Consider the following 20,161-nt stretch of genomic DNA (forward strand, 5'->3'; position numbering starts at 1 on the left):
CTGAGGCAATAGCAGCTGCAGGAACCAACGAGAGGGGAGCGCACATGCGTCACACGACGCACGTGTCACCCGTCTTTGCCGCATCAGGCGCGCTGCTTTTGGCCCTGGCCGCGGCTACTCCACCACAGGTCACAGCCGAAACCGCGGCAACTAAGTTCGGCAGGGCATGCGACAATGCCTACCTCGTCTTCAAGCCGAGGTCGGCGTATCCCGACACGAACGCAGGCAACGTTTGGTACCGCAGGCAGTTCACAGACATCGAACTGTCGCTGTTCTGCCTGGTGAACGAACTCCGGGCGCAGTACCAAAGGCCGCCGGTGAACCGTGTGCTTCTCCTGTCCGCGAAAGTCAGGGGAATTAACGGGGCTGCGGCCGACCATGCCAGAGCTGCGGCACAACAGCGGTGGTGGGGAACGGTGGAACAGGTTCCCGGCTGCAAGCCCTATCCGCTGGACCCCAGCCGCTGCGACTCCCACTACGACCCTGTGTCGCAAACCGACCCCGTACAGCGGGCAAAGAACAACAAATACGGGAGCTCCTGTCCGACATGGTCGGTCGGTGAGAACACCTATACGGGGTGGGGAGCCGAAAAAGTAACACCTAGGGCGGCCTTCGAAGCCTGGAAGCACAGTCCGCCCCACCTGGAGAACATGCTACGCCCGGAGTTCAAGCAGATGGCCATCGGCACGGCGGTCGGAAGCGCGGACCCGAGTGCCCCCGCCGACTTCTACCCCGCCATCACCTATGTGCAGGATTTCGGGACCTGCGGCTAGCACAGCAGATGGGCCAGTACGAGGTCACGCCATGATCGAATGACCAGATCAGGTGTCGCTCAACAGCCGGGACCGCATCACGGTGTGGCAGTATGCCGCACCCGGTCATCCGGGTCCTGCCGCACCCCGTTCTCGTGATTCGATCGAGGCGGCCCCGCATCTCAGGGTGCGGGGCCACTCGCATGCGGGCGTCGCCTCACGCCGTGGCGGCGCGATGTACCCGGTCCTCCCGGTCGTCGGCGAGCAGGTCGTACACCGTCACCGGCAGACTGAACGTCACCTCGGCCAGGGTGTCCGGCGCGAGCCGCGCCCACCACCGGCGTTCCCGCAGGCCCGCCATCGCGCGCGTCCACTTCTCTGCCGCCGGCAGTTCGTACCAGCCGTCCCACACCGGCTCGTCGTCCTCGTCGAGCGGAGGTTCCCAGCCCGCGATCGTCGCGTTCGGGAACGACTCGCCCGCCGAGTACGACAACACCACCGGCTCGTCATCGCGCTCCCGCAGCAGGGCCAGCACGTCCCCCCAGCCCAGCTCGACCGTCCGCTTCGGCCCGTGCGGCACGGCCTGGGAGGTGAGCTGCTTCCGGAACGGCCCGGCCGCCAAGCCCTGGTCGACGATGTCGGCCGCCCATGCCCGGTCCGGGCCCTCGATGAAGGCGTGCTGCGAACCCCACGCGGCGATCTTCGCCGCGAGCCGCATCGGGTCACTGCCGACGGCCAGCGCCGTGTTCAGGTCCACGTTGCCGGTGTTCAACCGGACCCCGGCCACATCCAGGTCCAGCCCGGACAGGCGCATCCGGACCTGTAGCGTCTGCACCAGGCGGTGCCGCAGGGCGGCGTCGTGCGGGTGAGTCTTCGCCTCGGTCAGCAGCTTGCGCAGGTCGGTCGTGCCGTCACCGTCGGCCGCTCTCGCCCAGCCGAGGATCAGCTGTACCCGGTCCAGCGAGCCGGCCCGGTCCAATGCCCACGCCGCTTCGGCAGGCTGTCCGGCCAGGTTGTGCAGCCACGCGTACTCCGCCCCCAGCAGTTCGGCGGTCCGGGTCGGGGTGTGCCAGTACAGACGGCTCACTGGCGCCTCCATGCACGCGCGGGCAGGGCTTGTCCCGGCCACTGACGTCCGGGACAAGTTACGCCAATCCGGGCCCCGTCGTGCCGCCCGTCCTCCTCTGACGCCCGCTCCGCTGAGGTCGCAACAGGCATACCACCCGAGAGAGAACATCAGGAGACTAGGTTCAGCGAAGGGGACACAGCCATGACCCGTAAGACTCGGCGAACGACGCTCACTCTTTCTGTCCTGGCAGGGGCACTCCTCGGAGGAACACTGCTGCTTCTGTCACCTCTGGCCGCACAGCTCCTTGCAGAATCCATCCCGGGACTAGACTGGGCGCTTCTCAGCAACATCGGGCAGGCGTACGGGGCCGTCGCTGCGCTACTCACTGCATTGTCGCTGGTAGGCGTCATGATCTCGACGCTCGTCCAAGCCCGAAGCGTCCGCATCGCCAGCGAGCAGACCTGGCGTCTCACGCAACTGGAACTTGCGAAGCTTGTCATCGATGACCCGAAGCTCGTGCAGTTTGAGGGAGTCCCGTGGCACGGCCCAGAAGACGACCTCCCCCTTCGGCTTCGCATCCTCGTCAACCTCTGGCTTGAGCAGTGGCGCTCGATGCACAACTTCGGGCTGATGGATGACTCGGAAATCCATCGGCTTGCTTCAGGTCTCTTCGCAGGTGAGGCAGGTCGGAGGCACTGGGTGGAGAACAGCGACGGGTACAGAGCCGACCGGCGAAACGTCCGCACCCGCGCTTTCTCCCGGATACTGGACGAAGAGCTGGCGAACGCTACTCGGGTACCAGCAGTACCCATACCCCTTCCACAAGCCGCACCGGGCAAGAGGCACTGGCGTGCCGCTGCGGTAGCAGGAGCTGCCCTCATCGTCGGCGTTGCGATAGGACGGCTCCGATGGCCCGTTAGGCCCGCCTGGGCACACGGCTACGCCGTGTAGCAGACCACCTGCTGGAACAACGCTGGATCAGCATGTCGGAAGGACGACTACTGATCACAGTCGTGGGCGACCTCGTGGCCTATTCGATCGATGCAGCGACGAGGTCGGATGGATCGTCCTCCAGCCGCCGAGCGGACGTCAGGTAGATGTCCGTGGTCGAGGACTGAGCGTGATCCAGCGCCTCCTGGATCTTCTTCACGCTGACGCCCGCCTCCTCGGCGAGCGTCGCGAACGTGTGCCGCAGCTTGTGCGGGTGCAGCCCCTCGATCCCGGCCTGACGACCGACGCGCCGGACCAGCTCGTACACGTCCTTGCGGTCGAGCCGTCGCCCCGTGGCGGACGCGAACAGCGGGCCGGTCAGCTCCGCCACCGCCACCCCGGCCCGCCCCGCGCGGTCAGCCAGGTACACGTCGATCGCGTGCGCCGCCGCCGGCGGGACCTTGCGCGTCTTCGGCTTGTCGCCCTTGCCGACGATGCGCAAAGTGCGGTGACCGCGCTCGTACCCGAGGTCGTCGATCTGGGCGGCCAGGGCCTCGGTCTCCCGGATGCCGGTCTGCAGGAGCAGCCGGATCAGCGCCGCGGTGCGCAGGCGTTCCCGGCCGTGGTCGTGGTCGGCCGCATGGAGCACGTCGCGGGCTTCGGCGCGGGTGAGACCGACCGTCTCGGAGTGCTGCCGGTTGACCTTCGGGCGCTTCACCCTGTCGAACGGGTTGAAGTCGGCCGCCTCCTCCTCGACCAGGTAGCGGTACCAGGACGACACGGTGGCGAGCCGCCGCGCGAGCGTCTTCGCTGGCAGGGGCTTGTGGGCTTGCAGGTCGAGCCACCGCTTGTAGACGTCGCCGTGCGGGCGTCGCACCTCGGCGATGTCGAGGTCGTGTTCGGTGAGGAAGTCGAACCACATCTCGATGTCGCGCCTGTAGGCGGCGCGGGTGTTCGCGGAGTTGTAGCTGAGGAGCCACGCCTTCGACAGGTCCTGGACGTACCCGAGCAGCTTGGGCGGGAACGCCACCTCGCCGCTGTGCCGCGGGGCCAGCTCGGCCGTCACGGCGCGTCTCCGAAGAAGTCTTCGGGGCGGTAATCGGCAACGATCACTCCCCTGTGCCGGATCTGCACAGCCTCGACCTGAACGTCGACGCGCATGAGATGTGACTTGGCCAAGAGTTCGGCAGGCTGGCGCATGGGCAAGGCGCAGACGATGGTCCATTCCCGCGTGCCGTCCTGGTGTTTTACCAGGACGGCAACCTCATGGAGGTCGTCGCGAGATGCAGGTGTTTCAAGAGTGGGAGGCCGAAGAAACGCATCTGCCTGTGGGGGTAGACCGTGAGGGTCGCTCATGATCAGTTGCTCTCTCGCGGGTATGCAACAGCGATCATGCTATACCCCCATAACGTGGATTATGAGGGGTCGAGAGGAATCATGAAGACACACCCCGACCACACAGCACCATCCGCAAGATCCCGGCTTCGATACGTGCGCAGGCCGGACGGTGTTTGATCACAGCAAGCCCCGCTCCTTAGCAAGCAGGGCCGTCTGAAACCGAGTCCTAGCACCGAGCCGCTGCATTACATTCGCCACGGCGCCTCGATAGGTCCTCAAACTGACACCCAGCGCCTCACCCAACCTTACAGAGAATCGCAGGTCAGCGACAGATCGTTTACCGGTCAAAGCTCCGACCGGTAACCTGCTGAGCTGCTGCAGAGCGGTCAGTCGCCGCCGTCGCCCCCATCGCCACCGAAGCCTTCGCCGCCCCGGCCCCCGCTGTATCCGGCGCCCCCCTCGGCCTGGCGGGACTTCCTCACAAGGTTGTCGATCTCCCGCGCGCGCTTCCGTTGAACCCGCCTCGCGTACCTGTTGGCGCTGCGGGTGCTGCCGACCGAGCTACCGCCGGAGCCACTGCCTGAGCCACTGCCTGAGCCGTCCATCGCCCAGATGACCAGACCGATCAACAGCAGTACCGCCAGAACTTCCACGGTCCACCTCCTCCAGCCACCAAGTCGGCGGCCTTGCACTGAGCTGGTATCCGCATCATCACACAGGCGTGCCTAGTACAGGGTTAGATCGCTCTCCACGGGGCGAACCCGCCGTAGGTTCGTTGCGGGGCGCGCAAGCCTCGCTGCTGCTGGTGAAGACCCCAACTCCTGGCCCAGCCGCCCCAGCTCGTCTGCAGCAGCACGCCGCTCCACATCATCCCGGCGCCGGAACTCCTCGACATCCGCCCGCGCCACCCGCCATTCACCGTCATCCACCCGCGCAGGGATCACGCCCTCCTCCAACAGCGTCACCACGAACGCCGGCGACACGTTCAACATGTCCGCCGCCTGCTGCACCGACAGCTCTCCACGCACATCCGCCACCACAACACCCCCTCCCCTGCAGCGTCTTCCAAGACACGAGACAAACGCAACCACCCCCACCTGTCCCCCGAAACGTGGCAGACTGGATGGCGCAGCACCAAATACCAAGGGCCAACGCCGTCCCTTCCAGAACCTGGAAGGGACCAGCATGCCCTCCGCCGTTCAGGCCACCCGCGAAGCCATCGACCAGCTCATGCTGCTCATCATCGCCATCGGCGGCCTCATCGCACTCACCCTCGTCATCACCCACCTGACGATCGGCACCTACCGCGCCCTCTTCCCCACCGGCCGCGCCCGCACCGCACGCTCCACCTGCAACAACCGATCAACATGCACCACCCGCCGGCCCGACGCATCCAACCGGGTCGTCACCCGCCCAGCCGCGTCCGGCCCAAACCACCCCTCCCCCACCCACCGCCGAACCGATCCCACCGACACCCCACACCGCGCAGCCGCACCCACAAGATCCACCCACACACCACCAGCATGAACCAAAAACCCGACACCAACTCCAGGCGGGGGGTGGGGGGTGGGGGGGCTCGCCGACACGCGAAAGCCGCGCGGCCAAGGACCGCGCGGCTTCCGGTTGGCACAGCTAGTCGGCGTAGCGCTTCACGCGTTGGATGGCGCGCTGCTGCGCGATCCCCTCGCGGCGGACAGCGAAACGAGACAGCGTGCCGACAACTCCGGCCATCTCCGATGGCGGCGTCTCGTGGTTCTCGCACATGCGGATGAAGCCGGTGAACTCGTGCACCGAGCGCGAGGGGCGCGTGACTTTCGCGTCTCAACTTGACGTACCGATCCCACAGCTCAGCCTCGATGAGCGGTTGGTGCGCCCCGGGCCGGAACACCTTCTGCTGGCAGCGGGCCGCTCTGCGACATCTGCACTCGGGATCATGGATGCGGAGCAGACCGGCAGAGAACCCCTGATCCATGACCTGGCGAAGAGTCTCGGCGCTCCACGGCAGACCACCCTCGGTGGTGTACCCATCCCGGTTGAGCCTGCGGGCCAGGTAGGCGAAATTCTGCTCCGCCATATATGTCTCGTAGCAGCCAGCTAATGCCTCTGCCGCTCCGGAGCCGATGTCGGGTACGTAGCGTTCTTCGCCATCGGCGGGGTTTCGCAGCGTGCGCTTCGGATCCAGCGGATGAGGCTGCCGGCCTCGGCGCACGTACCCGAAGTACTGAGCGCCGAACGGCGGCAGGCCGCGGGCGAGGCGGTTGTGGTACGCCTCAGCCCACTGCTCACCAGATCGGTCGTCTCGAACGCGGGTCAGTTTCCCAACCGCAGTGCTGGCGTCCACCTCTTCGGTCGCCGACACCAGCTCGCCACCGGCGGTTTCCACCCTGGCGAGGTTGAGCTGATTGCCGGTCCGATTCCGGCCGAAACGCGAGTACTTCCAGACGAGGATCGCCTTGGCCAACCCCGATTCGACGTGGGAGACGGCCTCCATGATTGTCCGTTGGAAGCTCCTGCCGGACACGTCCAGGTCTTCAATCCAGCCGCCGTCCGGCCATGCGCCCGGCGGGATGTAGTAGCCCCGCCGGGCGGCTGATGCCTCAATGGCGTCACGCCGGATGGCTGGCGAGATCTTTTCCTCCAGCATCATCGACACTCTCACGTAGCCGATGGCCGGAATGAGTCGGGCGCGGTCCTCGATCGCGCTTCCGAGTTATAGCAACATAGAGGGTAGGCACGCGCATCCTTGTGGCAACCGTAATAGCGATGTGATTCGGCGGCGTGCTGTTCCGCTCCGCCCAAACGTCCTGTGTATGAATGTGTCGATTGTGTGAGATAATCACAGGGTGACGACGCGCGCTCAAGCACTCGCCGCCGCCGGCCGCACGCTCGCCCAGGCGCGGGCTCGCCGTGACGCCCTCTCCCCCGAAGAGGCCGCGCACGCTGCCTTCACACCGGGCGGACTGTCGATCGAGGAGCTCGCCACCCTGATCCGCAAGCAGAGGGCCCTCGCCATCGTTGAGGCTTCTGCGGCTTGAGGCGTTGGCCCACAATGGCCCCTGCCCTTTACAAAGTAGATCAACTTATGTGATCTCTTCTGCCACCTCGGCCTGACCAACGCTCGCGACTCCCGATCGCGCCTGCCGACCATCACCGTGACCACCTCTGGATGTAGCCAAGGGGGCCACCACTCCGGTTCTGGTCCGCTCGCTCGCACGCCTCACGGCGGGCATGCTGCTCGGCGAGCAGTGCGGCATGCTCGACACTCCGCCGCTGAACCGGCCACCGGGCGACGAGCTGCCCGTCCCGGGAGATCCACGCCGACAGGCGGTGCTGCACCCATCCCGGCACTGAGCGCGGGGCATGGGTGTGAATCCATGCGCTGCCGTCCGGCCGGTGGTCGAGGGCGTGCCGGATGTCGCTGATGGTCGCGCCGAGGTCGAACGCGCCCCGCAGCACGCTACGAAGGTGACGGGCCGACAGCTTCCGGAACAGGGGAATCTCCGCGATCAGCCGCTCACATGCTGTGAGCCGGTCTCTTCTGGTGACCGGCGTGACGGTCGCGGGCCACGAACTGGCCGGTGTCGCTGGCGCGGCCGGTCGTCTCGCGCGCGCGTTACGGGGAGTCTCCTCGCCTACAGAAGAGAGTGGGGGGTTGGGGGTGAAAGATCTTTCCACAGGGTCGTGAGCTGCGGAAGCGTCGGGCACCGTCTCCGGGTGCGGGCGGGTCAGCACGGTTGCGCACGGCCAGGGAAGGTCTGCCTGGCTCTCCACGGTCGCGCTCGGAGGCGGTGTCTCCTCGCCGTCCTCGGCCTCGAGGATCGCCTCCGGGACGATGAGGAGGTACTGCGCGGCTTCGTTGCCGCGGCCGTCGTCGTCCAAGCCGCCCCGCGTTCCTTTCCGGTAGCGGACGGTCGTACCGGGCACGGCGCGGGCCAGCAGGCCGGCGTCGATGAACCACGCGTACAGCGCGCCGATCGTCCGCTGCGACAGGCCGAGCTCGGCGGCCAGGTGCTGCCAGGTGGCACCCTTCTTCGGCGCGGTCAGCATCGCCCACGTGGAACGGCGCATGACCTGCCAGGCGAACCGCAGAGCGTTGCGTGTCCAATCAGCGCGCCGGTTCGCCGCCTGGACCAAGTAGTGGGCAGCGTCATGCCAGAGAGGGTGTGCAGGCGCGACGATGTGCCCGGCTGGGACCAGGGGGGCCACTCCCCCGCCAGTCGCAGCAGCGGGGGGTGGTGGTGAAGGCGCGACCGTCTCGCACACCGCGGATTCTGTTTCCGGGCATGCCGAGATAGCCGCTTGGCGGCGTGCTATGGTCGGCTCCAAGCGTCACTGTTTTGGCGCGCGAAAGGCCCCCGCAACGGCTCGGGCCGCCGCGTGAGAGCACCGTCAGACGCGATGTGATGTTGTGGAGGCCGGAACGGCGACTCGGCTGCTCAGCTCGATGAGGTTGACCGCCTGGAGCTGAGCGATCTGGTCGCGGGTCTCGACCTCGGGAAGGCCGCGCGCTGCGCGGCTTTTCTCATTTCCGGGCGCGCTCCCCCCGCCGGATGGGCGGCCAGGCATGAGGACGGCAACAGGCCGGGACGGGCCTCTTCGGCGCGCGGACGTATCGCGTACTGCTCGCGACCTCGCGCACCAACACGCCCTCCCGACAGCATCCGAGCATTCGACGGGCCGGACGGTCCGTCAACGACGCACACTAGCGCTCCAAAACCACACATACCACCCGCAACTCACACAGCCCACACAATCGTCCCCAGCAGCGCGTGAGCGCGTCACCGGCCCACAGGCCCACCTCGCCCTCCTGCACGCGTCTGCGACGCGCACAGGCCCGTACACGCAGCACGACGGGTCCACCGCAGCGCGCTCACCCCGAGCATGCGACCCACGACATGAGCACTGCCGCGATCAGCAACGCCGTCCCACCGTCTCGTCGAGCGACAGGTGCCTGCCAGCCACCACTTCAAGACCAACTGCCAGGCGTTCACCACTCCAGCGGTCGTGACCTATGTCGAGCAGCAGGGTTAGCCAGCTCAACAGCTCAATCTGTTCACAGCCGCGTAACGTCCCCTCGACGGTCACCGTTGGCGAGGCATGCTGATGACATGCCATTACCGAGCCTTCGCCGCGCTCCCGAGGCTCTTCGATCGACCCGCTGGCGGGAGCCGCGAATTGGGCGCCCCATGCAGCTGCTGCCTATCAGCGTGGCCATCACTCTGACGGTCGTACTGGCGGGCGCAGCAGCGGTTGGCCTGGTCGCCCTGGCACTCGCCCAACTCGCCACGGTTAACCTGGCGAACCTACGGCCGACCACGACGGAGATCCTGGAGATCGTCAAGATCTCCCTAGCCGTCGTGGCCGGCATCGGCGGAGTGGTCGCCCTCGTCGTTGCCTACCGAAAGCAACGCATCACGGAAGCCGGGGAGAGTCGCGAGCAGGCCAAACTTTTCAACGAGCGCTTCGCCACTGCCAGCGGCCGCCTCGGTGACGACTCGCCAGCGGTCCGCCTGGCTTGTATACACGCCTTGGCCGCTCTGGCTGACGATTGGGAAGGGGGGCGGCAGATGTGCATCGACGTGCTGTGCGCCTATCTACGCATGCCCTCAGCCCCTGAACCAGAGGCGAGTCCCGACCCTGCAACGCATCTCGCCTGGCGCGCCATGCGTGAGGTCCGCTTGACCATCTGGCGTCTGATCGCTGCTCACCTCAAGGCCGACGCTCCCATCCCCTGGCATGGCGCCGACCTCGACTTCACCGGTGTGACCATCGACCACAACATCAACTTCACCAGCACCGTTTTCCCTTCTGGTGTCGTCCGGTTCAGTGGGGCGAAGTTCCTGGGGGGGAGGGTCCGCTTCGACGGAGCGAAATTCTCTGGCGGCTCGGTTCTGTTTGGTGGGGCCGAGTTCTCTGGCGGCGAGATTTTGATCTACCAAGCGGAGTTCTCCGGCCATGTCTCCTTCACCCGGACCAAATTTTCCGGCAGCACCGTCCAGTTCGGTCGGGCGGAGTTCTCCGGCGGCCGGGTCGAGTTCGACAAGGCTGAATTTTCTGAGGGCCGCGTCGGCTTCAGCGGTGCAGAATTCTCCGGCAGCACCGTCCAGTTCCGAGGAGCGGAGTTCTCCGGCGGGACGGTTCAATTCGACGGAGCAAAATTCGCTGGCGGCACCGTTCACCTCGATGAGGTAGCAGATTGGTCGCATCCTCCGACCGGCCTGCCGACGAAGAACGTTCCCGGTTTGCTGCTTCGTCCATCTGCATTGTCAGCCGCGGTACAGGAACCTGATCGAGCCGACAAGAGTCACCCTGATACGATCCGTCCATCCTGATGTGAGCCGCCAGGGCAACCGAGCGGGTCACGGCGTGGTCAGGCGCTGTCGCGGCGGTCGGCAGATAGCTCGTTGTCGTTGGCACCTTCATGGCCGCGCGCGGTTCTCTGATCGCAGGGCATGCGGCGATGGGTGCTGGACAACTTGATTGCACTGTCATCCCGGTGACCCAGAACGGACATGGTCACGAGAACGTAGCGGGTCTCCTGACCGGAGAGGTTCTGGCCTCCGTGCGCATCGCTGGCCAGGTCGCCATGACGTGGGAGATGGCGCTGAGCCTACTCCCACTGCAGCGGCCAGGCGGCACGAACCCGCGGCAGAACAAGTGCACCGGGGCACCACTGGCAGCGCGGAGCCCCGGAAGGTGCGATGATGGAGATCGCCACTGGTTGTCTCCGCCGAGCGCGGCTGGGTCCTGTGGTTGCTCTGTTTCGGGAGCGATGAAGACGGCCTCCGGGCGCGGGGTAGGCGCAGCAAGCCGGAGGCCGTCACCCATCCATGTGTGGACATTTGTTCCCCTGTAGCGGCTCTCGTTGAGTCCTTCCACTACTCGCGCCTTAGTTGAGGGCGTGCCCAATCATCCATGGCCTCGCCTTTCGAGCGCGGCTTGCGGTTTGGAGCCGCAGGTGGAGTCTCGTCTGGCTGGTCGGCGGCGCTCGTCCTCCACCCTCTGCCGAACGCGTCGCTCTGCTTATGGATCGCATCCGGCTGGGCCGGCGCTCGCCACAGTTGAATGAGAAATGTTTCGACAGGATTAAGGGCTACGCCATCGACCTGTGTATCGCGTCCTCTTGCATGGACCCGAATGCGGTATGCGCCCGCGCCTTCCCACGCGAGGTTGCCGAATCCCCGAGGTGTGGCTGAACTGAGGCCAACGAGGCCGAGGCGGCCGGTAGACGATTCGAGAGAGGTTTCAGCGACCTCCTCCCACTCATTGACTCGGAGAGGAGGAGGCCCTGAGTGAAGTTGAACGGTGACCTCGATGACTCCCGAGTGGATGCCGGTCAGGATCACCGCTGCGTCACGCCACGCCGCCACAAGCGCATTTGAGATCTTGTTGGGATGCGGGGTCGTTGTGCCCCCTTCGATGAGCAACTGATGGTGCGTGACGTTTACTGGTCCATGCCAGGTCGTCAGAGCGTTCATGGCGCCGACGTTAACACATAAGCGCTACCCCGGTCCGCTATGTGCAGTCGTTCTTGTTGGGAGGCGAAGAGGTGTAGGGGGGATCGACATATACGTAGAAAGCATCCATGTCAAGAAGTCTCTTTGTATTTTCGAAGGCTCCTTGAATTCCGCCTCCGGTGGAATTTTGTACGGCGTTGATCATACGGCAGCTATAGAAGCCGCCACCCGTCTCTGCGCCTTCCAGCGTTGACGCCATGGGATACTCATCACATGACTGCCCGCTTGGCCGCGGGTCCGGTGCGTTCTCGCAGGCAGTGTCTCGGTTGCCATTGATATCAGCGTCGTCCACGATGCGGTGGAGGGGGAAGCCGCTGCCATATAGCCCTGCCAACCCACGAGTAAGCGTTGCCCACCCGATATGGTCAGTGAGCTCGGGAAGCTGCGACCGGCTGAAAATCAGGATAGGCACGAACTGCGAGAAGACACAGCCATGCGTGTAGGCACTGCCCGCAGAATCGGACCCCTTCAGAACTTGATTGTCGCAGCGAATCGGGTGCGAACCATCAAGCTCATTCGGGATCTCGATGTCAGGCGTAGCGGGATGCGTAAGCCACACATCCATAGTCGTGTAGATTTTCGCCGATTTTCTTGCGCTGACAGTCGAATCCCAGATCGCCTCGCCGAGAGTCCATTGGTTGAGAGTCAGCGCGGTGCGCCCCGTGCCGCTTGCGGAATCGAGTGCACATTGCGTGTCACACACCTCATGCAGCCACCGTCCTGAGCGGACCGCTTCGCCTTCGACGATAAATGGCGCGACCCAATTTCGGTGGACGACGTAATCTCTGATTGGGGACGTGTAAATCATGTCCCACACGGCGAATTTGATACGCCCGATCTTGTCCATGAGCGGAGGCTGAAGAATATCATAGTCGTCGATGAAGCGCTTGCACGCAAAGGCGCGGTCTGTGACCCATGCAGTACCGAACTCGTTCCTGCACCAGTCGGGGATCTCTGCAGGCGGAGCTGGCGGAGGAGGCTCGGCATTCGTACGTTGTGCCGTGTCCGTGTTCCTGCACCAGATAGCGGTTCTGCCGGCCTCGCGGGCTTCCGCACTGATTGTCGGCGGGTTAGCGCGTACCTGCGCACAGGTGGGAATTTTCGATTGAGCAATTGCCGGGTTCGGGGATCCGTAGGGCTCCGGCTGCAGCTTGTTGGAGTCGGCCATGGCGGTGGCCGCCCATTTACGCATTTCCACTGACTTTGGATTGTCGTCAGGGATGTTGAGGCTGGACGAGCTTGCATGAGTAGGCGTTGAGAGAAAGGCAAGGGAGAGAACTATTGCGCCTACAAGCCTGATGACTGTGCGTAACGAATGAATGACGATTCCTTTGCTGGGCAACATTGACTCTGAAACTATTAGCCAGCCAACGCTGATGGTCAAGACTTGACTTTGCCTCACGCTGCTGACTCCATCAGCGAGGCAGTCAGCGGGCTCTTCCGTGACCGGGCCATCGTCCTCATTGGCGAACAGGGTGGGGCAGGCTGCCACGGCAGCGATCCGCCTGGCCGGGTACTGGCGCGGGTGCCGGATTAACCGGGAACCTCGCGGGCCACAAGCACGGCCAGGGCCCATCCGGGGTCGGCACCCGGCACACCTTCGGCGGCCTGTCTGACGCGGCCTTCAAGCTGATCCCCATCCTGGAAGCCCGCCACTCGGCCGGCTGGCCCTTCTAACAAGACGATGGGCCCGCGCCGCCGTGGCGCGGGCCCATCGTCTTGTCACCGACTCACTCGCCTTCAGGTCCATAGCGCTTAAGCGCTACAGTCGACCATGTGGCGCGCACGAACATCTTCCGCAACCACGATGACGGCTGGACTCTCGATGGCTGGTTCGACCCCGACCTGGCGGAGGGGTACGACGAAGCCACCCATCTGGTCGGCATCGACTTCGTCAGCGTGCTCACCGGCGACCCCGCCCAACACCAAACCCTCTATCGCACGCCTGAGAATCGATGGGTGCTCCACCGCTGGTCCCAATGGGAGGGTGACACCGACACCTACGAGTTCATCGACGCCGCCCAGGCCCGCATCTGGCTGCTCACCTGCCACCATGACGCCACCGTCGAAGAACACTTCGGGCCCCTGCCGGACGAGGCCGGCCCGGACCTCTGATCCGCTCAGTCGCACAACTCGAATGTCCCGATTCCTCAGGCGAACCAATGACCGCCGAAGGCAGAATGGTCGCGTCGTGCGCTCACAGATGGAAGTCTGTAGTGAGCGCGCCCAGCGGTTTTGGCCTTGCTTGATCAACCAAGCATGTTCCGTTGGGCAGCTTCGAGGCAAGGGAAGGCACTTGGACGCCTCTGGCTCGCGACGCCGAGCGGGCCGCGCTGAGGACGACCCGATCGGTAGCTTCACCATCCCAAGGGGTGCCATGCCGTGCATCCATCCGCATTCGTGAGAAGGGAGAACAGGATGACGTCTAACCAGATCGCCATCCAGTTCGCCGCGTAGACCAAGGATGGCCAGCCTCTGGAACACGCTCCAGACGGCTGGTCCCTGGGGAATCGTGGTCTTGGCGCTCGTGGTCGGAGCCGTCCTCCTCGGAGTGCGTTCGATGAGTAATCGCGCACTGAAGGCACCCGACATCAACGAGTTCGAGGCGACGGTCAGTCCACGTGGTCTTCGCGTCCGGTGGAGCAAAACGATGACGCAGGCGGACGAGGGCATTGCCCTTCCGCCCCCACGGCTAGCAGGCCCATCTGCTGCCACTTCCGACGAGAACGGGGGTGGCACTACGAAGACGTGACGTGAACAGACAGCAGCGCCCCGCCTCCCTTGGCTGGCGGGGCGCTGCTGTGTCTTGACTGGGCGGCACGGGGCTGTAACTGCGGCGGCAGTGGCTGCACCCAAGCAGTCATTACTACTCTTTGTATTTATTCAACCTCAGAGAGTAGTTGGTGGATCATGCCTCTCCCCTTGTGGCGCCCCGCACTTGCCATCGCCATCCTGGCCGGCCTACTCACCGCACCCGGGCTTGCCAATGCAGACGCACACCGCATCCACCACGCCGCACCCCCACCCCTGCTCCGAACTGCCGTAGACGACCTGACAGTCGCCGCAGAATCTCGGGAAGGCTACAAGCGGACTAGCTTCAAGCACTGGGTCGACGCCGACGCAAACGGATGCTCGGCGCGATATGAGGTACTCATCTCCGAGGCCATAGACCCGCCCACAGTCGGTCCGAGCTGCACGCTGAGCGGAGGCGTGTGGTATTCGTACTATGACGATCAAATAGTGATAGAAGCTAGCAAACTGGACGTCGACCATCTCGTGCCCCTGGCGGAAGCCTGGGATTCCGGCGCCTCGGCATGGGACGCCCAGCGGCGGGAAGAGTACGCCAACTACTTGCAGCGGCCGGAGCATCTGGTCGCCGTCACGGCGCGGAGCAACAGGCAAAAGGCAGACAAGGACCCGTCGGCATGGATGCCCATCGAGCAGGTCCGCTGCCGGTACATCACCGAATGGGTGGCGGTTAAGCGCCACTGGCAGCTCAGCGTGGACGACGCCGAGAAGGCCAAGCTCGCCGAAGTCGCCCAGGGCTGCCCGAACGCCCCACTGCCTCAAGCGCCCTGATTCGTGCACTGGAGGGGCCCGTCGTCCCGTGAGGACGACGGACCCCTCGGTTGTGGCGGGATTTCCTCAACTAGTGCTGTGACCGGAAACGTTCGCCGGGTGCCACCGGCCCCATGAGCGGGTGGGGCGCAGGATCTCTGGTAGACACGCGTCCATGAACTCGTTCACGACCCAACACCTGCGAATCGTCTCTCCAGAGTTCGCCATCGAGCAGCTGCCGCACGCGGCGTCGCCCGAGGATGACTGGATCGTGCTTGTTCGCGCGCCCGAAGGGCTGACCGTTGTCCGTGCGGTCCGGCCTCTGGAGTCAGGGGAACGGTGGATCGGTTTCTACAGCGGTGCGACAGCCCACGATCTGGACGTTCCCGGGATGCTGGTAGCGATCACCAAGCCGCTGGCAGAGGCGGCGATCCCGGTGTTCGTCGCCTCGACGTTCGACGCCGACCTGGTCCTGGTTCCACTGCAGAGAAAACAGCAGGCCGTCACCGCCCTGGAGGAAGCTGGACACCAGGTGCAGAGTGGGACCCGCGAGGCCGGTGAACCTTTCCGGCCACAGCACTAGGTAGAACTCTAACTAGCCCCTAGTTAGAGTTAGAGCATGGGTAAGCAGCCCCGCATGACCATCCCCACCCAACTCGTCCTCCGCGCTCTCCTTGAAGACCCCTCACGCGAGATGTACGGGCTGGAGATCTGCCAGGCCGCCGGCCTCGCGCCCGGCACCATCCACCCCATCCTGGCCCGCTTTGAGGGCATCGGATGGCTGGAATCACGCTTCGAGGACGTCGATCCGCACGAGGCCGGTAGACCCCGCCGCCGCTACTACCGCATGACACCAGATGGGGCAGAGCAGGCCCGGCTCCAGCTCGCGCAGGCTCACACCAAGGTGAGCGACCTATTCGGCGTTCGCGCCAAAACTCTCTGGGGGGAGGCGTGACGGGGAATGCCTCCGAACAGGAATCCGTGAGCGAGCAAGTCTTTGCTGAGGCGACCGTCGGAAGCCTTCCTGACAGAAGCGCTCTCGCCTTGGAGGTTTATGAAAACCTCGGCCAAATCCATCGCGAAATTTCCAACCTTTATAAGGGGCTCATGCTCGCGCCCCGGCCTCGTGAGCTTGAATTTGGACTGGAAGAGGCAGAAAGGTGTGCGCATTTCGCCAGTGGTTATGTGGAGCTAGCCAGCGATCTCGCGCAGAGTGGGTGGTGCAATCCCGCTGCTAAACATATCGGTTCAGCTCTAACTTTGATATCCGACCTTTCTCTGACGCTAGACAAAGCAAAAACATACGGCCAAGATGCTTACCGTGAAGCGGCATCTCTGCATGTCCATTTCCTGAGACATGCCCTAAGCCATGTGCAGGGCACGCTGGAGCTGCTGGGCGATGAAAGCGCGATTGGCAGTGTCACCCCGACCAAGCGGGACCCAGAAAAGAACATCCGAGTGCCTGAATCGGTCGAACGCCTTATCTGCTGGCAGATCACGCTACTGCCAATACCGCAGCGCACGCGATACGCTGAAGAACTGCGCGCCGAGCTACACGATCTGACTCAGGCTGGGGCCACTAAGGCCATGCTTTTTCTGTATGCCTTTCAGCAGATAACGCACGTCGTTGCGCTTCGCGCTGCCATCCAGTCACCGAGCCGACCCCGTCTCTACCGGCTGCACAAGACGGCATGCTGGATGCTTGCCTCGGATTGGCGTACTTGGGGCCTTCTCGGCCCTGTAATGGCTGTCGCGCTTGTTAACGTGCTTCTTCAGCAGGGCTGGGGATCGGCGTTCTACACAATCCCCGCCGTTGTAGCATTCTATGCGGGTGTCGAATGGCTCCGGAACCGCTGGGGTGTGAGCGTGAAAGCTCGCAGACGTGGCCGTAAATCCACCGAGTAAGCACATGCCGAACCCTCGCCCCCAGTAGACCTAGCCTCAACGCGAAAAAGCGCCCGCCACCCTGGAGGGTGACGGGCGCCTTTCACGAAGCTATCGCTGCTCCGACGGCAGGTCGGGCCTCGGAGTGTGCTTGGACTTGTAGCCGGACACGAACGTGATCAGGCCCGGCAGCAGCGGGACCGCGAGCGACTCCAGCCAGTCCGGCAGCCCGGCGATGAGGTCGAGGTCGGCGTTGACGGTCTGCAGGACGGTCAGAACCGCCAAGAGGCCGAGGTAAGACCCGGCCGTAGCGGCGGTGACCTTCCGCTCTACCGGCTTGCCGTAGCTGACGGGTTCTCCATGCATGGGTTCCTCCAATGGGGTTAGACATGCGAAAGGCCCACCCAGATGGGCAGGCCAAGCAAGATCAGTGCGCTTCGTACAGCAGGGCCTCTGATGCGCGAGCAGGGACGCGGCGAGGAGCATGCGCCGCGGACGTGCGATGGATCGGCGATCTGAGAGGTCACCTACAAGGCCCCTCCCAGGACCACGCAGAGCATGCTCAACTGACGGGGTGCAGACTGCGATCACGAGCCTCATCGCCATCGCCGGAACACTGCTCGGCGCCGCCGCCACTTACCTCTTCCAGGGACGCGCGGCAAAGCAAGCACGAATAGAAGCCCGCGATGAGCGGCTCTGGCAGGAACAGCTCGCCGCCTACAGCGCGTTCGCCGGCGCCATCACCTCGTACCGATCCAGCCAGAGCGCTCGCTGGTATCGCAAGCGCGAAGACCCGAGCGGGGCGCCGTATATCAACGCTCGCACTGAGTCACTTAACGAACGCACGAAGGCCAAGGCGGCGCTGTTCAGGCTCCGACTGCTCAACTCGGACGATGAGCTCAATCGGCTGGCCTCGGAGGCGTTGGAGGCCACCACCGCCATCCACCGTGCCGTAGATGAAGCCGCGAGAGATCAGCAGGCAGAGCAATCACAGCTCGCGCTCCTGGCCTTCGTCGAGGCCGCCTCGAACCAGGTTCGCGCACGGACTTCGATGCATCAACATCAAGGTCACCAACCCCTGCAGGCTGACATACGCACGCCCGTCCAAGGCTCATCGGGATGAGCTCCAGCACATCGCTCACACTGCTGGCGGCTTCCACGACCAGGTGAGATCCCAGGTCGTCTCGTCGATGACGCCGGTCGGCTTCGCGCCGACCTTGTCCTGGTAGCTGGCGCACACGGCCTTCGACTTCGGCCCGTAGATGCCGTCCACGTCGATGGTCCAGCCCCGCTTGCGGAGCTTGTACTGCCAGGTCTTGACGTCGTTGCCCTGCATGCACGGGTCCACCAGCCGGATAACGCGGCCGGGCCAGAGCGGAATGCCGTCCTCGTACGTGATCTTGATGGGCTTCTCCAGCGGCTCATCCGGCCGTGGGGCGCCCCGCTTCACCCACGCGTACAGCCCGTCGCCGGGGCACGAGGTGGAGTAGCCGTCGCGGTGGCCCTTGATCTCGTTCCCCGCGCCGCCCTCCTCGCGCAGGTACTCGATCGCGTCCCGCAGAGCGTGGAGCAGGGCGTTGTTCGGCTTCGTGAACCCGGAGCTGCCAACCAGGCCGAGCACCGCGTAGTGACCGGAGTTGAGGCCGGGCCCGTTCGCAGCCGGCAGGTGGTGCACACCTCGGCCGATGAACGTATAGCCGTGTGGGCAGCAGATCAGGTTGTAGCCGATGTCGATGTACGTCTCGCCCCGGCCGCCGGACATGTGCATCTGCTGGATCTGGTGGACGTGCTGCACGCACAGCCGGTGCTTGGTCGGCCCGGCGATGTCGGCCGGGACCGGACCGCCGGTGTAGTGGATCTTCACGCCGCGCGGCGAGCTGATGCGGCTGTAGGGGCCGGACGGTGCGATCGCGTTCCAGGAGGCACGCGAAACCTTCTTCACGGGGTCACCTCTTCTCTGAGGGCTGGAGGTTGAGCCACTCGGCCACGGTGAGGCCGAGTGCGGCAGCGGGGACATGGATCGGGAGGACGGCGGGCACGAGCAGCACGCCGTCCTGGCACGGGAAGACCGTGCCGACGGGAGGGGAAGTCAAGGCCGCGGGTCAGCCTCGGGTGAGCTGGATGAGCGCGATCACCGTGCCCGCCACGGCGACCACGATGGTGACGACAGCGATGATCTGCCGAGTCCGCTCCGCGAGCTGGCCGCGCGTCACGGCCTCCCGCTCCAGCGCGTCGAGCCGGGACTCCATCGCGACATGACGGAGCTCGGCGGCGGCCTGATTCTGCTCCACGCGCTTGACCAGTTCGGCATGCCGGTCATCGACCTGGTCCAGTCGCTGCAGGATTAAAGCGGTGGATCCGTTCGTCCGTTCGAACCCCAGCTCGACCGCGCCGCGCAGCTCCGCCAGGGCCAGCGCCAGGTTCGGCGTATCCTCGCTCACGAGCTGCCCCCGGTCTCGGCGGCGCTGAGGAACGTCAGCGGCGGCTTCAGCGCGAAGCTCGGCGGAACCGTCCGCACCGACGACTCTCTGCCCCACTCGATCGCCATGCGTTTGGCCTCCACCCTGATCGGGTCGATCCGGGCCTGGCTCGTGATCGGGTCCAGCGGGTCGGCCGACGCCGCGCGGGCGGCGCCCACGTAGGTCAGCGCGCCCTGTCGATCGTGGAGGGGAGCTGCCTGCATCGCGAAGCGGTGCTCCTTGACCAGCCGGATCCGCTCCAGATGAGCGGCCAGCCGGTCAGCGTCGGACACGCCCGGCGTCCAGCAGGTCGGCAGGTCGCGGGTGGCGTCCAGGATCGCGGCATGCGCCTCATCCGGCAGGGTCGGAGGGTCATCCGCGTACGGAATGCCCATCTCGTGCAGCGCGACGTCGAGCAACGTCGTTATGTCCTCGGGGTCGATGCCGTAGGCGGCCGACCTCCACTCGAACAGCGCGTGCGGCATCACCATCACGCCGACGCCGCCGGCGCCGTTCGTCATCCAGATCCCCCACATCGGCTCCGCACCGGGCGCGCCGGGGTCGATCTCGACCGGCCCGCCCTCCTTGCGTGATTCGATCGCGGCACGCGAGTAGCCGAGCTCGGCGTCCCACACCTGTATGACCTGCGGCATG

25 protein-coding genes and 1 pseudogene are annotated in these 20,161 nt (G+C 65.0%); 11 read left to right on the top strand and 15 right to left on the bottom strand.

The window, feature by feature from the left end; genetic code table 11:
* Window positions 1-44: 44 nt before the first annotated feature.
* On the top strand, window positions 45-773 hold the full coding sequence (locus tag ACIA8R_RS43650) for a CAP domain-containing protein (RefSeq protein ID WP_397043524.1): 729 nt from the start codon (window positions 45-47) through the stop codon (window positions 771-773).
* A gap of 196 nt (window positions 774-969) precedes the next feature.
* Here the strand turns inward: ACIA8R_RS43650 and ACIA8R_RS43655 are convergent, their stop codons facing one another.
* A complete protein-coding gene (locus ACIA8R_RS43655) occupies window positions 970-1,839 on the bottom strand; it encodes a hypothetical protein (protein WP_364088531.1) in 870 nt (289 codons plus the stop codon).
* A gap of 183 nt (window positions 1,840-2,022) precedes the next feature.
* Between ACIA8R_RS43655 and ACIA8R_RS43660 the strand changes: the two genes are divergently transcribed.
* Window positions 2,023-2,772, top strand: a complete 750-nt coding sequence (locus ACIA8R_RS43660; RefSeq protein ID WP_397043526.1) for a DUF6082 family protein — start codon at window positions 2,023-2,025, stop codon at window positions 2,770-2,772.
* A gap of 79 nt (window positions 2,773-2,851) precedes the next feature.
* On the opposite strand, the gene ACIA8R_RS43665 is transcribed toward ACIA8R_RS43660, so the two are convergent.
* The 4 genes from ACIA8R_RS43665 to ACIA8R_RS43680 form a co-directional block, all read right to left on the bottom strand.
* Window positions 2,852-3,817, bottom strand: a complete 966-nt coding sequence (locus ACIA8R_RS43665) for a tyrosine-type recombinase/integrase (protein WP_364088527.1) — start codon at window positions 3,815-3,817, stop codon at window positions 2,852-2,854.
* Window positions 3,814-4,107 (bottom strand): hypothetical protein, encoded by a 294-nt coding sequence (locus ACIA8R_RS43670; protein WP_364088525.1) that lies wholly within the window; start codon window positions 4,105-4,107, stop codon window positions 3,814-3,816. The genes ACIA8R_RS43665 and ACIA8R_RS43670 overlap by 4 nt, the downstream gene beginning before the upstream one ends.
* A gap of 368 nt (window positions 4,108-4,475) precedes the next feature.
* On the bottom strand, window positions 4,476-4,742 hold the full coding sequence (locus tag ACIA8R_RS43675) for a hypothetical protein (RefSeq protein ID WP_397043528.1): 267 nt from the start codon (window positions 4,740-4,742) through the stop codon (window positions 4,476-4,478).
* A gap of 72 nt (window positions 4,743-4,814) precedes the next feature.
* Window positions 4,815-5,126, bottom strand: coding sequence for a helix-turn-helix domain-containing protein (locus ACIA8R_RS43680; RefSeq protein ID WP_364088521.1), 312 nt, complete (start codon window positions 5,124-5,126; stop codon window positions 4,815-4,817).
* Window positions 5,127-5,274: 148 nt separating this feature from the next.
* On the opposite strand from ACIA8R_RS43680, the gene ACIA8R_RS43685 reads away from it, so the two are divergent.
* Window positions 5,275-5,616, top strand: a complete 342-nt coding sequence (locus ACIA8R_RS43685) for a hypothetical protein (protein ID WP_397043646.1) — start codon at window positions 5,275-5,277, stop codon at window positions 5,614-5,616.
* Between the two features lie 105 nt (window positions 5,617-5,721).
* Here the strand turns inward: ACIA8R_RS43685 and ACIA8R_RS43690 are convergent, their stop codons facing one another.
* Both ACIA8R_RS43690 and ACIA8R_RS43695 read right to left on the bottom strand, forming a co-directional pair.
* Window positions 5,722-5,880, bottom strand: coding sequence for a hypothetical protein (locus tag ACIA8R_RS43690; protein ID WP_397043647.1), 159 nt, complete (start codon window positions 5,878-5,880; stop codon window positions 5,722-5,724).
* Between the two features lie 37 nt (window positions 5,881-5,917).
* Window positions 5,918-6,748, bottom strand: a pseudogene (locus ACIA8R_RS43695) (recombinase family protein); the annotation flags it as partial.
* A 184-nt stretch (window positions 6,749-6,932) separates the two neighbouring features.
* On the opposite strand from ACIA8R_RS43695, the gene ACIA8R_RS43700 reads away from it, so the two are divergent.
* Window positions 6,933-7,124 carry a hypothetical protein gene (locus ACIA8R_RS43700; RefSeq protein ID WP_357699845.1) on the top strand — a complete coding sequence of 64 codons (192 nt, stop codon included), beginning with the start codon at window positions 6,933-6,935 and terminating at the stop codon, window positions 7,122-7,124.
* 112 nt (window positions 7,125-7,236) lie between these two features.
* Here ACIA8R_RS43700 and ACIA8R_RS43705 read toward each other — a convergent pair whose 3' ends face one another.
* Window positions 7,237-8,157, bottom strand: coding sequence for a hypothetical protein (locus tag ACIA8R_RS43705; protein WP_397043530.1), 921 nt, complete (start codon window positions 8,155-8,157; stop codon window positions 7,237-7,239).
* Between the two features lie 843 nt (window positions 8,158-9,000).
* Window positions 9,001-9,174 carry a hypothetical protein gene (locus ACIA8R_RS43710; RefSeq protein ID WP_397043532.1) on the bottom strand — a complete coding sequence of 58 codons (174 nt, stop codon included), beginning with the start codon at window positions 9,172-9,174 and terminating at the stop codon, window positions 9,001-9,003.
* A 101-nt stretch (window positions 9,175-9,275) separates the two neighbouring features.
* Here ACIA8R_RS43710 and ACIA8R_RS43715 point away from each other — a divergent pair, with 101 nt between their 5' ends.
* Window positions 9,276-10,421 carry a pentapeptide repeat-containing protein gene (locus tag ACIA8R_RS43715; protein WP_397043534.1) on the top strand — a complete coding sequence of 382 codons (1,146 nt, stop codon included), beginning with the start codon at window positions 9,276-9,278 and terminating at the stop codon, window positions 10,419-10,421.
* Window positions 10,422-11,604: 1,183 nt separating this feature from the next.
* Here ACIA8R_RS43715 and ACIA8R_RS43720 read toward each other — a convergent pair.
* Window positions 11,605-12,990 carry a NucA/NucB deoxyribonuclease domain-containing protein gene (locus tag ACIA8R_RS43720; protein ID WP_397043536.1) on the bottom strand — a complete coding sequence of 462 codons (1,386 nt, stop codon included), beginning with the start codon at window positions 12,988-12,990 and terminating at the stop codon, window positions 11,605-11,607.
* Between the two features lie 392 nt (window positions 12,991-13,382).
* Here ACIA8R_RS43720 and ACIA8R_RS43725 point away from each other — a divergent pair, with 392 nt between their 5' ends.
* From ACIA8R_RS43725 to ACIA8R_RS43745, 5 genes are all read left to right on the top strand, one after another.
* Window positions 13,383-13,721, top strand: a complete 339-nt coding sequence (locus ACIA8R_RS43725; protein ID WP_397043537.1) for a hypothetical protein — start codon at window positions 13,383-13,385, stop codon at window positions 13,719-13,721.
* A 1,095-nt stretch (window positions 13,722-14,816) separates the two neighbouring features.
* A complete protein-coding gene (locus tag ACIA8R_RS43730) occupies window positions 14,817-15,185 on the top strand; it encodes an HNH endonuclease family protein (protein WP_397043539.1) in 369 nt (122 codons plus the stop codon).
* A gap of 154 nt (window positions 15,186-15,339) precedes the next feature.
* A complete protein-coding gene (locus tag ACIA8R_RS43735; RefSeq protein WP_397043541.1) occupies window positions 15,340-15,747 on the top strand; it encodes an ACT domain-containing protein in 408 nt (135 codons plus the stop codon).
* Window positions 15,748-15,801: 54 nt separating this feature from the next.
* The gene (locus ACIA8R_RS43740) at window positions 15,802-16,119 is read left to right on the top strand and encodes a PadR family transcriptional regulator (protein WP_397043543.1); all 318 of its coding nucleotides are present in this window, start codon (window positions 15,802-15,804) and stop codon (window positions 16,117-16,119) included.
* A gap of 26 nt (window positions 16,120-16,145) precedes the next feature.
* The gene (locus ACIA8R_RS43745; protein WP_397043544.1) at window positions 16,146-17,069 is read left to right on the top strand and encodes a hypothetical protein; all 924 of its coding nucleotides are present in this window, start codon (window positions 16,146-16,148) and stop codon (window positions 17,067-17,069) included.
* Window positions 17,070-17,159: 90 nt separating this feature from the next.
* Here ACIA8R_RS43745 and ACIA8R_RS43750 read toward each other — a convergent pair whose 3' ends face one another.
* On the bottom strand, window positions 17,160-17,414 hold the full coding sequence (locus ACIA8R_RS43750; RefSeq protein ID WP_397043546.1) for a hypothetical protein: 255 nt from the start codon (window positions 17,412-17,414) through the stop codon (window positions 17,160-17,162).
* Between the two features lie 208 nt (window positions 17,415-17,622).
* On the opposite strand from ACIA8R_RS43750, the gene ACIA8R_RS43755 reads away from it, so the two are divergent.
* Entirely contained in the window at window positions 17,623-18,171 is a 549-nt protein-coding gene (locus ACIA8R_RS43755) for a hypothetical protein (protein WP_397043548.1), read from the top strand.
* A gap of 15 nt (window positions 18,172-18,186) precedes the next feature.
* On the opposite strand, the gene ACIA8R_RS43760 is transcribed toward ACIA8R_RS43755, so the two are convergent.
* Genes ACIA8R_RS43760 through ACIA8R_RS43775 form a run of 4 tightly spaced genes read right to left on the bottom strand, consistent with a single transcriptional unit; the run spans window position 18,187 to window position 20,160 of the window.
* A complete protein-coding gene (locus ACIA8R_RS43760; protein WP_397043549.1) occupies window positions 18,187-18,990 on the bottom strand; it encodes an N-acetylmuramoyl-L-alanine amidase in 804 nt (267 codons plus the stop codon).
* A 4-nt stretch (window positions 18,991-18,994) separates the two neighbouring features.
* Window positions 18,995-19,141, bottom strand: coding sequence for a hypothetical protein (locus ACIA8R_RS43765; protein WP_357699872.1), 147 nt, complete (start codon window positions 19,139-19,141; stop codon window positions 18,995-18,997).
* 9 nt (window positions 19,142-19,150) lie between these two features.
* Entirely contained in the window at window positions 19,151-19,489 is a 339-nt protein-coding gene (locus tag ACIA8R_RS43770) for a hypothetical protein (protein WP_397043551.1), read from the bottom strand.
* Entirely contained in the window at window positions 19,486-20,160 is a 675-nt protein-coding gene (locus ACIA8R_RS43775; protein ID WP_397043553.1) for a hypothetical protein, read from the bottom strand. Before ACIA8R_RS43775 ends, ACIA8R_RS43770 begins: the two co-directional genes overlap by 4 nt.
* Window position 20,161: the final 1 nt, after the last annotated feature.

This window comes from Nonomuraea sp. NPDC051191, assembly GCF_044455665.1.
Taxonomy (GTDB): domain Bacteria; phylum Actinomycetota; class Actinomycetes; order Streptosporangiales; family Streptosporangiaceae; genus Nonomuraea.